The following is a 12176-nucleotide window of genomic DNA, read 5'->3' on the forward strand; positions in this document are numbered from 1 at the left end:
GGCCTTCCCCGTGATATCGGGATAACCGCGAGGGCCGCTTTGCAGCCCCGACAATCTCGAATTACTCCTGCGGCCGCAGCTTCAACTCCACCATCAAGTCATCCGCCAGGCTCTCCAGCTTCTGTTGCAGCTCATCCAGCGACAGCGTCAACGGCAAAGCCAACAAGGCATCGGCATGAAACAGCGGCTCGCTGCTCATCGGCGCCGGGCGCACCTCAGTGGTGAACCGTTCGAGGTTCACCCCCAGGTCCGCCAGCAAGCGGGTAATGTCACGCACGATCCCAGGCCGGTCGTTACCCACCAGCTCCATGGCAATCGGTTTCCAGGTGCATGACGGCTCGATCCCGCTCTCGGCGATCAGCACGCGAATGTCATACCGCACCAGCCCCTGCAACGACGCCACCAGCTCGTCGTAGTTTTCTGCCGGCACCGCCACCCGCAGGATCCCGGCAAACTGCCCGGCCATTCGCGACATGCGGCTTTCCAGCCAGTTGCCGCTGTGGTCGGCAATGCACTGGGCAATGCGTTCGACCTGCCCGGCCTTGTCCGGGGCAATCACAGTCAGTACAAGATGATCCACAAGCCGTTCCTCGTGTCAGACCGCGCCGGGCGGCAGGAAATCAGGGGATCGACTCAGTATAGGCAAGGCGCGGCAACCTGCCGCAGGGCAATCTGCATAACCAATCGTGTACTGTTTCAAGATTTATCTGGAACAATCTACCTGTTTTTTGCGAACATACTCACTCCCAGCGTGACCATACGCGACCAACGGGTCGCATAACGGCGCTTTTAGTCTGATTTTGCCCCGCCTACTGCTTCATGTAGTATCCCGTGGCGCGGACTACAAAACGCTGTTTGGATGTCTGCCAAGGCGCCTGTGAAAATACGCACACTGTCTGCCAGCCAGTCTGGCAGGCCGCACCCAGCCGCGCTCGGGCTTTCCCCGGGCGCATGCACTGGTGCCGTGTTTAGAGAAGCGCTACAGGCTTAATACAGAAGAGCGAAATAGCTGAGCAGAGTGAGGCAAGCAATGACTGGATACGTTCAAGTCGGTGGCCTTCAGGTCGCCAAGGTCCTGTACGACTTCGTGAACAACGAAGCCATCCCCGGGACCGGCATCGTCGCCGAGCAGTTCTGGGCGGGTGCAGAGAAGATCATCAATGACCTCGCTCCAAAGAACAAAGCCCTGCTCGCCAAGCGCGACGAGCTGCAAGCCAAGATCGACGCCTGGCACCAGGCACGCAAAGGCCAGGCCCACGACGCCGCAGCCTACAAAGCATTCCTCCAGGAAATCGGCTACCTGCTGCCACAAGCTGACGATTTCCAGGCCTCCACCCAGAACGTGGACGAAGAAATCGCCCATATGGCCGGCCCACAGCTGGTCGTACCGGTGATGAACGCCCGTTTCGCTCTGAACGCTGCCAATGCCCGCTGGGGCTCGCTGTATGACGCGCTGTACGGCACCGATGCCATCAGCGATGAAGGCGGCGCCGAAAAAGGCCAGGGCTACAACAAGGTGCGCGGCGACAAGGTGATTGCCTTCGCCCGCGCCTTCCTCGATGAAGCCGCGCCACTGGCGGCTGGCTCGCATGTCGATTCCACCGGCTACCGCATCGAAGGCGGCAAACTGATCGTTGCCCTCAAGGGCGGCAGCAACAGCGGTCTGCGTGACGACGCCCAACTGATCGGCTTCCACGGCGATGCAGGCGCACCGACTGCCGTGCTGCTGAAGCACAACGGCCTGCACTTCGAAATCCAGATTGATGCCAGTACCCCGGTCGGCAGCACCGACGCCGCTGGCGTGAAGGACATCCTGATGGAGTCGGCGCTGACTACCATCATGGACTGCGAAGACTCGGTCGCCGCCGTCGACGCGGATGACAAGGTGGTGGTCTACCGCAACTGGCTGGGCCTGATGAAAGGCGACCTGGCGGAAAGCGTGAGCAAAGGTGGCAAGACCTTCACCCGCACCATGAACCCGGACCGCGAGTACGCCGCGCCCAACGGTGGCAGCGTGACCCTGCACGGTCGTTCACTGCTGTTCGTGCGCAACGTTGGCCACCTGATGACCAACCCGGCGATCCTCGACGCCCAGGGCAACGAAATTCCCGAGGGCATCCAGGACGGCCTGTTCACCAACCTGATCGCCCTGCACAACCTCAACGGCAACACCAGCCGCAAGAACACCCGCACCGGCAGCGTGTACATCGTCAAGCCGAAGATGCACGGGCCGGAAGAAGTTGCCTTCGCCGCCGAAATCTTCAGCCGCGTCGAAGACTTGCTGGGCATGAAGCGCAACACCGTCAAGGTCGGCATCATGGACGAGGAACGCCGTACCACGGTCAACCTCAAGTCCTGCATCAAGGCCGCAGCCGAGCGCGTGGTGTTCATCAACACCGGCTTCCTCGACCGCACCGGCGACGAAATCCACACCTCGATGGAAGCCGGCGCCGTGGTGCGCAAGGGCGCCATGAAGAACGAGAAGTGGATCGGCGCCTACGAGAACAACAACGTCGACGTTGGCCTGGCCACCGGCCTGCAAGGCCGTGCCCAGATCGGCAAAGGCATGTGGGCCATGCCTGACCTGATGGCGGCCATGCTCGAGCAGAAGATCGCCCACCCGTTGGCCGGTGCCAACACCGCCTGGGTGCCGTCGCCGACCGCCGCCACCTTGCATGCCCTGCATTACCACAAGGTTGACGTACAGGCGCGCCAGCGCGAACTGGCCTCGCGTACCCCGGCCTCGGTGGACGACATCCTGACCATCCCACTGGCGGCCGACACCAACTGGACGGCCGAAGAGATCCGCAATGAGCTGGACAACAATGCCCAGGGCATCCTCGGCTACGTGGTGCGCTGGATCGACCAGGGCGTGGGTTGCTCGAAGGTGCCGGACATCAACAACGTTGGCCTGATGGAAGACCGCGCCACCCTGCGCATCTCGGCCCAGCTGCTGGCCAACTGGCTGCGCCACGGCGTGGTCAGCCAGGCGCAGGTGCTGGAAAGCCTCAAGCGCATGGCCGTGGTGGTCGACCAACAGAACGCAGGCGACGCCTTGTACCGCCCGATGGCTCCGAACTTCGATGACAACATCGCATTCCAGGCAGCAGTAGAGCTGGTGCTGGAAGGTGGCAAGCAGCCGAACGGTTACACCGAGCCGGTACTGCACCGCCGTCGCCGCGAGTTCAAGGCGCGTAATGGGTTGTAGGTAGCATCCGCCAACGGGGGCCGCTTTGCGGCCCCTAACCTGCCTTACTGGATCTGCAACTCTTTCCTCACCAGCTCCAGCAGCTTGTTCAGGTCCACCGGCTTCAACAGGAAATCCACCACCCCCAGGTGCATCACGTCCACCGCCTCTGCGACATCGGTGTCACCCGAAACCACAATGATCGACAACGCCGCCCGCTCCGATTCGCGAACCTGCCGGATCAGCGTCAGGCCGTCCTCGGGCTGCATACGCAAATCGGTGATCATCAAGCCTATCCGCGGCTGGTAATGCAGGTACAGCCTGGCTTCTTCGGCGCCGTCCGCCCCTACGCAGTCGATACCTCGGCTTTTCAGGTAATAGATCAGCGCATCGCGGTTCGCCGCATTGTCATCCACCACCAGCACCAGTGGCCTGGAGGCCGCCGGCGCATTGGCCAGGGCCAGAGCCTCGCGCTCTGCATCGCTCAGGATGTCGTGTGGCTCAACCATGGTCATCTCGTCAAAAAAACTCCGCTTCAGCATTAGGACCACAGAACTTGCGTAACCCGGTTCGCCTTTCGTCGGGTCTTTGACGGGCCGCTCATAGACTTACGTCCAATGGGCACCACACCGCCGCAAGCCGACCATGGAGGCAGAGAACAACATGGCCGGCACCTATATATAGATATATATAGATCGGCATAGCGATACGGTCAGTTTCATGAGCAAAAAGGACGCCTACAGCCAGGCGGGCAGGACAGCAGTGCTGCAGAATATCCAGGGCACCCTGCAGTTCCTGCAGCGCTTTCCGCCGTTCAACCAGATGGAGCACAGCCACCTGGCCTATCTGGTCGAGCAGTGCCAGCTGCGCTTCTATGCCAGCGGCGAAAGCATCGTCAAACCGGCCGACGGACCGGTGGAGCACTTCTACATCGTCAAGCAGGGCCGCGTGGTCGGCGAGCGCCAGCACCTGGTAAAGCCCGGCGTCGAGACCACGTTCGAGATCACCAGCGGCGAATGCTTCCCGCTGGCGGCCCTGCTCGGCGAACGGGCGACCCGTACCGAGCACCTGGCTGGTGAGGACACCTTCTGCCTGCAACTGAACAAGGCCGCGTTCATCCGCGTGTTCTCGATGTCCGAAGTGTTTCGCGATTTTGCCCTGCGCGGCGTCAGCAGCCTGCTCGACCAGGTCAACCAGCAAGTACGCCAGCGCGCAGTGGAAACCCTCGGCACCCAGTATTCACTGAACACCCCCTTGGGGGAGCTGGCCATGCGCCACCCGGTGGTGTGCAGCGCCGACACCCCGCTGCGCGATGCCGTGCGGCTGATGCACGAGCAGCAGGTCGGCAGCATCGTGGTGGTCGATGCGCAGCGCTATCCCACCGGCATCTTCACCCTGCGCGACCTGCGCCAGGTAGTCGCCGCCGCCGATGCCGAGCTGGGCGCGCCGATCGAACGACACATGACCGCCCGGCCGTTCTACCTCAGCCCCCAGGCCAGCGCCTTCGACGCAGCCATGGCCATGACCGAGCGGCACATTGCCCATGTATGCCTGGTGGAAAACCACCGCCTGTGCGGGGTGGTTTCGGAGCGTGACCTGTTTTCCCTGCAACGGGTCGACCTGGTCCACCTGGCGCGTACCATCCGCCATGCCCCACGGCTGGAGAACCTGGTCTCGCTGCGCGGCGAAATCAGCCAGCTGGTCGAGCGCATGCTGGCCCACGGCGCGTCATCCACGCAGATTACCCAGATCATCACCCTGCTCAACGACCACACCGTGTGCCGGGTAATCGAGCTGGCGCTGGCCGAGCGCGGCGACCCCGGCGTGCCGTTCAGCTGGTTGTGCTTCGGCAGCGAAGGGCGCCGCGAGCAGACCCTGCACACCGACCAGGACAACGGTATCCTCTTCGAAGCTGCCGACAGCGCCGAAGCCGACGCCATCCGCACCCGCCTGCTGCCGTTGGCGCAGTACATCAATCAGTGCCTGGCCCAATGCGGCTTCACCCTGTGCAAGGGCAACGTCATGGCCGGTAACCCCGAGCTATGCCTGTCACGCAGCGAATGGGCACGGCGCTTTGCCGGTTTCGTCCGCGAAGCCAGCCCGGAAAACCTGCTGGGCTCAAGCATCTACTTCGACCTGCGTGTAGTGTGGGGCGACGAGCAGGGTTGCGAGCAACTGCGCCAGGGCCTGCTCGAGCAAGTGGCCGACAACCGCCTGTTCCAGCGCATGATGGCTGACAACGCCCTGCGCCAGCGCCCACCGGTTGGCCGCCTGCGCGAGTTCGTGCTGACCCGCCAGGGCAACGACAAGGCCGCCACCCTCGACCTCAAGGTCCAGGGCCTGACGCCCTTCGTCGATGGTGCCCGGCTACTGGCCCTGGCCAACGGCATTGCTGCCTGCAATACCCTGGAGCGCCTGCGCCAGCTGGTGGCCAAGGGCATCATCGAGGCGCAGGACGGCGCGGCGTATGAGGAGGCCTACCACTTCATCCAGCAAACCCGCATGCAGCAGCACCAGCGCCAGACCCGCGATAACCTGCCCTACTCCAACCGGCTCGACCCGGACAGCCTCAACCACCTGGACCGGCGCATCCTGCGCGAATCCCTGCGCCAGGCCCAGCGCCTGCAAAGCAGCCTGGCCCTGCGGTACCAGTTATGAGCCTGTTCGCCTGGCTGCGCCCCAGCGCGCCCGAGCTGGATGCGGCCACCCGCCAGCGCCTGGCCGGGCTGCCCAGACCCGCACCGTTGGGGGTATGTACCCTGCGTGAACAGCGCTGGGTGGTACTGGACCTGGAGACCAGCGGCCTCAACCTCAACCGTGATCAGGTGCTGTCGATTGGCGCCGTGGCGATCGAGGATGGCGCCATCGACTTTGCCCAGCAGTTCGAGCGCACCCTGCACCGGCCAACACAGAAGACCAACGCCAGCGTGCTGATCCACGGCTTGGGCCCAAGTGCCCTGGCTGCCGGTTGCGACCCGGCCGAAGCCTTGCTCGATCTGCTCGACTTCATCGGCAACAGCCCGGTGCTGGCGTTCCATGCCCCCTTCGACCAGCGCATGCTGGCCCGCGCGCTGAAGGACAGCCTGGGCTACCGCCTGCAGTCGCCGTTCCTCGACATCGCCGAACTGGCACCGATGCTCAACCCCGACACAGTGCTGCGCGAGGCTGGGCTGGATGACTGGGTGGCGCGGTTTGGCCTGCAGGTGGAGGAGCGCCATCATGCCAGCGCCGATGCCCTGGTGACCGCCGAACTGGCGCTGATCCTGTTCAGCCAGGCCCGGCGCCAGCAGCTGGACAGCCCGTTGCAGCTGGAACAGCGGCTGCGCGGATGGCGGCGACGCAAGATCCAGAGTCACGGCCTGTAGTCGCTTTGCAGTTCAGGCCTCATCGTATTCAAGTCATGTGCAATCCATGTGGGAGCTGGCTTGCCGGCAATGAGGCCATCAGCCTTTCCATGATGGCCATCCGATAAGCGCCCATTGCACCCTCCCCTTGCCTCTGTAACAATCGCGAATAATTATCGTTAGTCAATGCGAACGTTCCAGGGGGACGCTGCTTGTCGTCTGCACAAAGCCCACACGCCGAACTGGTCGGTGCGCTGTACCGCGACCATCGCGGCTGGCTACTCGCCTGGCTGCAACGCAGCATGGCCTGCCGCCAGCGTGCCGAGGACCTGAGCCAGGACACCTTCGTGCGCCTGCTCGGCCGCGAGCGACTGGACACCCCTCGTGAGCCACGCGCCTTCCTCACCGCCGTGGCCAAGGGGCTGCTGTTCGACCACTTCCGCCGCGCCGCGCTGGAACAGGCCTACCTGGCCGAGCTGGCCCTGATGCCGGAAGCCGAGCAACCTTCTCCGGAAATGCAGCACCTGATCCTCGAAGACCTCAAGGCCATCGACCGCCTGCTGGGCAAGCTGTCGAGCAAGGCCCGTGCGGCGTTCCTGTACAACCGCCTGGACGGCATGGGCCATGCCGAAATTGCCGGGCGCCTGGGCGTTTCGGTGTCGCGGGTACGCCAGTACATCGCCCAGGGCCTGCGCCAGTGCTACACGGCCCTGTACGGGGAGCCGACGTGAGTAGTGGCCCGGTTTCGTCCCGTGTGCTGGAAGCCGCAATTGCCTGGAAACTCAGCCTCGACGGCGGCAGCAGCACACCCGACGATCGCAATGAATTCATGCGCTGGCATGCTGCCAGCGAGGAGCATGCCCGCGCCTGGCGCCAGTTGGGTGCCATGGAGCAGCGCGTCGGCGCCGCAGTCGGCCCGGCACGCCAGGCCCTGTTGCAGTCGCGTGCAGGCCTGCGCCGCCGAATCGGCAAGGTAGGCAGCGGGTTGGCCGGCATGTTCCTGCTCGGCTCGCTGCTGGCCTGGCCTGGCGCGCCGTCGCTGGCGCCCAGCTACTGGCTGGCCGACCAGCGCACCGCCACCGGCGAACTGCGTACCTTGCGCCTGGAAGACGGCACATTGCTGAGCCTGAACAGCCATACCGCCGTGGATATCGACTACGCAGGCGCACAACGGACCATCGTGCTGCACCAGGGCGAAATCTCGGTGCAGACCGGTCATCAGGACCCGCGCCCACTGCTGGTCAGCACCGACGATGGCCGCCTGCGCCCATTGGGCACGCGCTTCCTGGTGCGCCGCGAAGCCAACGGTACGCGCCTGGAAGTGCTGCAGGCCTCGGTCGCTGCCATGCCGCTGAACAGCGGCGATGAACAGGTGCTGCGCGAAGGCCAGCAAGTGCTGATGCACGCCAACGGCCTTGGCCAGGTCGGCGCGGTAGCCGCCGGTGCCGACGCCTGGACCCGCGGCATGCTGGTGGTGGACAACGTGCGCCTGGCTGACTTGCTGGCCACGCTGGGCCAGTACCGCAGCGGTTACCTCGGGGTGGACGACAAGGTAGCCAACCTGCGCGTGACCGGCAGCTTCCCACTGACCGACACCGACCTGGCGCTGTCGTCGCTGGTGCCAGCATTGCCGGTGAAGGTCGAGCGGCATACCCAGTGGTGGGTGACCGTCGGTCCCAAGTAGATCTGTACCGGCCCTTTCGCGGGTTTACCCGCGAAGGGTCGGTACAGACAAAAGCCAACTTCAAATAATTCTCGATTTTCTTCAGATTCGCCCTGTCACTTTTCAAATCTCGCTCGGCATGGAAGCACAAAGCACTTATCCGTCGAGGAGCCGCTGCATGTCCCGTGCTGTTGATCGTATCCTGCGCCCCAGTCTGATGGCCCTGGCCATCGCCGTGGCCACGCCATTGACCAGCCCTGCCCTGTCCGCCGCCGAGCAATCCGCTCAGCGCGCTTACGACCTGCCCAGCGCCCCGCTGGCCACCACCCTCAACCAGATCGCCAGCCAGGCCGGCATTACCCTGGCCATCGACCCGGCACTGGTCAGCGGTCGCACCTCGGCACCGGTGAGCGGGCAGTACGATGGCCTTGGTGCCCTGCAGGCCGCTCTGCGCGGCACCGGCCTGCAGCTGCAGCAAAGCAGCGTGGGCAGCTACAGCCTGGTGGCTACGCCGGAAGGGACACTGGCGTTGCCTGAGACTGCGATCAATGCGACTTCCAACTATGAAAGCGCCTGGGGGCCGGTAGAGGGTTACACCGCTACCCGGACAGCAGCAGGTACCAAGACCGACACCGCCATCGCCGAACTCCCCCGCTCGGTAAGCGTGATTACCCGCCAGCAGATGGAAGACCGCTCGGTGCTCAACCTGAACGATGCCCTTCGCTACACTGCTGGTGTGCAGAGCAGCGGTTATGGCTCCGACTCGCGCAGCGACTGGTTGCTGGTACGCGGTTTTGTGCCTACCCAATTCCTCGATGGCCTGCCACTGCCCAAGGGCAACTACGCCACCCCCAAGATCGAGCCTTGGAACCTGGAGCGCATCGCCGTGCTGCGCGGCCCGGCTTCTTCGGTCTACGGCCAGACTCCACCAGGCGGCTTGCTGGACATGACCAGCCGTCGGCCGCAATTGGAAAGCAGCCACGAAGTCGAAGCCCAGGTTGGCAGCAACAACCACAAGCAGATCAACTTCGACACTACCGGCAAGCTCGACGATGCAGGCCAGTTCCTGTACCGAGTGAGCGGTATCGTGCGTGACAGCGGCTCGCCGGTCGACCACATCCCGGACCAGCGCTACAACATAGCGCCCAGTCTGACCTGGAATATCAACGACGACACCAAGCTGACTTTCATCAGCCAGTACACCCGCGATGACACCGGCATCACCGGCCAGTTCCTGCCACTGCAGGGCACGAAACTGGATAGCCCCGCAGGCAAGATTTCGCACCACAAGAACCTGGGCGACCCGGATTGGGAATCCTACGATCGCACCTACTACCACCTGGGCTATGCGTTCGAGACCCGCCTGAACGATACCTGGCAGTTCCGTCAGAACCTGCGCTACGCGCGTAACGAACTGGACTTCAAGGGCATCACCGCCGGTGGTTCGATCTGGCCAGCCGGCCCGGACGAAGCTGTCAGCGCCGATGGCACCGTGCAACGCACCGCCGGTATCGTCGAGGAGGACATCTCCCAGTTCGCCCTGGACAACAACTTCCAGGCCGACTTCCAGACCGGGCAGGTTGTCCATACCCTGCTGCTGGGGCTCGACCACCAGCGCTCGGACAGCAATGCCCGCTGGCGCTGGGGCTCGGCGGGTGTGCCACCGAGCAATATCCACAACCCCATCTACGGTCAGGATTTCTCCAACGTTCAGTACTTCGACATGTACGACTACGACCAGAAAACCCAGCAGACCGGCCTGTATATCCAGGATCAGATGGCTCTGGAAAACTGGCGCCTGACCCTTGGTGGCCGTGAGGACTGGGTGCACACCGGCACCACCTTCCACAACCAAGGCGACGCCACCAACACCCAACGCGACAAGAAATTCAGTGGTAACGCAGCACTCAGCTATGTATTCGATAACGGCCTGACGCCTTACATCTCCTATGCCGAGTCGTTCCAGGCCGCCACCGGCTCCACCGTCAACAGCACCGATGCCTTCAAACCGACCGAAGGCAAGCAATACGAACTGGGCATCAAGTACCAGCCTCCAGGCAGCAATAGCCTGTTCACCGCTGCTGTGTTCGACCTGACACAGGAGAACATGTCGGTGACCGAGGGTGGTGTAACCCGCCAGGTTGGTGAAGTGCGTGTCAAAGGCCTGGAACTGGAAGCTACCTCGGATGTGACCGAGAACCTCAAACTGGTGGGCTCGTACACCTACAACGACAGCGAAATCATCAAAGGCACCCGTGACGAAAAAGGCAAGCGCATGGCGCAGGTGCCGCGCAACCAGGCCACTGCCTGGGCTGACTACACCTGGCACAGCGGACCACTGGATGGGTTTGGGGTCGGCGTTGGCGTGCGCTACGTTGGCGACACCTACGGTAATACCACTAACACCGCTTGGGGCCATGTGGGGTCCTACACCGTCTACGACGCTTCGGTGCACTACGACCTGGGCCGCCTGAACAGCACCCTCAAGGGGGTGACCGTAGCCGTGGATGCAAAAAACCTGTTCAACAAGGACTACTTGTCTACCTGTGACGGGTACTACTGCTACTACGGCGACGAGCGCAACGTGGTGGCCAGTGTCAATTACAAGTTCTGAGTGAACGGGGGCCGCTTTGCGGCCCCAGCTTCCAACAGGCAAGAATCGGTACCGTGATGAAAAGCCCAACCATCCGCCGCTGGTCGGTGATCCACACCTGGAGCAGCCTGGTCTGCACCCTGTTCCTGCTGTTGCTGGCAGTCACCGGCCTGCCGCTGATCTTCCACCACGAACTCGAACACCTGCTCGGCAACGCCCCCGAACTGCGGGAAATGCCGGCCGATACACCACACCTGGACCTGCAGCAGTTGGTGATCAAGGCCGAGCAGCACCGCCCCGGCGAGGTCATGCAGTACTTCGGCTACGACGAGGACGAAGCCAACGGCCTAGTGGCCATCACCGCTGCCACCGCCGGCACCGAGCCCAATTCGTCGCACACCTTCATGCTCGACGCCCGCACCGGTGAAGCCGTGGCCATGCCGGCCGCCAACGGCGGCTTCATGATGACCATGCTGCGCCTGCACGTGGACATGTTCGCCGGCTTGCCCGGCAAGCTGCTGCTGGCCTTCATGGGCGTGCTGTTCGTCGTGGCGATCATCTCCGGCACCGTGCTCTATGCACCGTTCATGCGCCGCCTGGACTTCGGCACGGTGCGCCACGGCAAATCCCGTCGCCTGCGCTGGCTCGACCTGCACAACCTGATCGGTGTGGTCACCCTGGCCTGGGCACTGACGGTAGGCGTGACCGGCGTCATCAGCGCGCTGTCGGACCTGGTCATCGCCGCCTGGCGCAACGACAGCCTGGCGGCCATGGTTGCCCCATACCGTGATGCCCCGCCGCTCACCGAACGCGCCCCGGCCACCCAGCTGCTGACCATCGCCGAACAGGCCGCCCCCGGCATGCGCCCGGACTTCATCGCCTTCCCCGGCACACGCTTTTCCAGTGAGCACCACTATGCGGTGTTCATGAAGGGCGCCACGCACCTGACCTCGCACCTGCTCACGCCTGTGCTGATCGATGCGCGAACACTAACGGTGACCGCCGTCGGCGAACGCCCCTGGTACATGGATGCCATGGGCCTGTCGCAACCACTGCACTTCGGCGACTACGGCGGCCGGCCAATGCAAATCCTGTGGGCGCTACTCGATGTGCTGACCATCATCGTCCTCGGCAGCGGCTTGTACCTGTGGTGGGGCAAACAACGCACGAAGCGGGAGGCGCTGGCATGAGCCACAAGTCCCAGCCGACCTGGCGCGTCTTCGCCTGGCCAAGTGTCATCGCTCTGCTCACTGCCTTGGGGCTGTCTGCCGCCTTGCTGGGGGACGGGGTGTGGGACAGCCTGGCCTGGCTAGGCCTGGGGGTATCGGCTGCCCTCGGCTTGCAAGGTTTCTACCCTCGTCCGCGGCAGTAACCGGGTAGTACCCGCAC

10 protein-coding genes are annotated in these 12176 nt (G+C 63.6%); 8 read left to right on the top strand and 2 right to left on the bottom strand.

Features of this window, described 5'->3' with window-relative positions; all coding sequences use genetic code 11:
• Positions 1–61: 61 nt before the first annotated feature.
• Complete coding sequence (locus HU760_RS23345; RefSeq protein WP_186675004.1) at positions 62–580, bottom strand: glycine cleavage system transcriptional repressor; 519 nt, start codon at positions 578–580, stop codon at positions 62–64.
• 450 nt (positions 581–1030) lie between these two features.
• Between HU760_RS23345 and HU760_RS23350 the strand changes: the two genes are divergently transcribed.
• Positions 1031–3208, top strand: coding sequence for a malate synthase G (locus tag HU760_RS23350; protein ID WP_186675003.1), 2178 nt, complete (start codon positions 1031–1033; stop codon positions 3206–3208).
• Positions 3209–3252: 44 nt separating this feature from the next.
• On the opposite strand, the gene HU760_RS23355 is transcribed toward HU760_RS23350, so the two are convergent.
• The gene (locus tag HU760_RS23355; RefSeq protein WP_186675002.1) at positions 3253–3729 is read right to left on the bottom strand and encodes a response regulator; all 477 of its coding nucleotides are present in this window, start codon (positions 3727–3729) and stop codon (positions 3253–3255) included.
• Between the two features lie 178 nt (positions 3730–3907).
• Between HU760_RS23355 and HU760_RS23360 the strand changes: the two genes are divergently transcribed.
• The 7 genes from HU760_RS23360 (at position 3908) to HU760_RS23390 (ending at position 12159) form a co-directional block, all read left to right on the top strand.
• On the top strand, positions 3908–5845 hold the full coding sequence (locus HU760_RS23360; protein ID WP_186675001.1) for a DUF294 nucleotidyltransferase-like domain-containing protein: 1938 nt from the start codon (positions 3908–3910) through the stop codon (positions 5843–5845).
• Complete coding sequence (locus tag HU760_RS23365) at positions 5842–6552, top strand: 3'-5' exonuclease (RefSeq protein WP_186675000.1); 711 nt, start codon at positions 5842–5844, stop codon at positions 6550–6552. Before HU760_RS23360 ends, HU760_RS23365 begins: the two co-directional genes overlap by 4 nt.
• A 191-nt stretch (positions 6553–6743) precedes the next feature.
• Positions 6744–7262, top strand: a complete 519-nt coding sequence (locus HU760_RS23370; protein ID WP_186674999.1) for an RNA polymerase sigma factor — start codon at positions 6744–6746, stop codon at positions 7260–7262.
• Positions 7259–8215, top strand: coding sequence for a FecR domain-containing protein (locus HU760_RS23375; RefSeq protein ID WP_186674998.1), 957 nt, complete (start codon positions 7259–7261; stop codon positions 8213–8215). The genes HU760_RS23370 and HU760_RS23375 overlap by 4 nt, the downstream gene beginning before the upstream one ends.
• A gap of 157 nt (positions 8216–8372) precedes the next feature.
• Positions 8373–10808 carry a TonB-dependent siderophore receptor gene (locus HU760_RS23380; protein WP_186674997.1) on the top strand — a complete coding sequence of 812 codons (2436 nt, stop codon included), beginning with the start codon at positions 8373–8375 and terminating at the stop codon, positions 10806–10808.
• A 56-nt stretch (positions 10809–10864) separates the two neighbouring features.
• Positions 10865–11977, top strand: coding sequence for a PepSY-associated TM helix domain-containing protein (locus HU760_RS23385; RefSeq protein ID WP_186674996.1), 1113 nt, complete (start codon positions 10865–10867; stop codon positions 11975–11977).
• Complete coding sequence (locus HU760_RS23390; RefSeq protein WP_186674995.1) at positions 11974–12159, top strand: hypothetical protein; 186 nt, start codon at positions 11974–11976, stop codon at positions 12157–12159. The genes HU760_RS23385 and HU760_RS23390 overlap by 4 nt, the downstream gene beginning before the upstream one ends.
• Positions 12160–12176: the final 17 nt, after the last annotated feature.

The sequence above is a fragment of the Pseudomonas oryzicola genome (assembly GCF_014269185.2).
Lineage (GTDB): Bacteria > Pseudomonadota > Gammaproteobacteria > Pseudomonadales > Pseudomonadaceae > Aquipseudomonas > Aquipseudomonas oryzicola.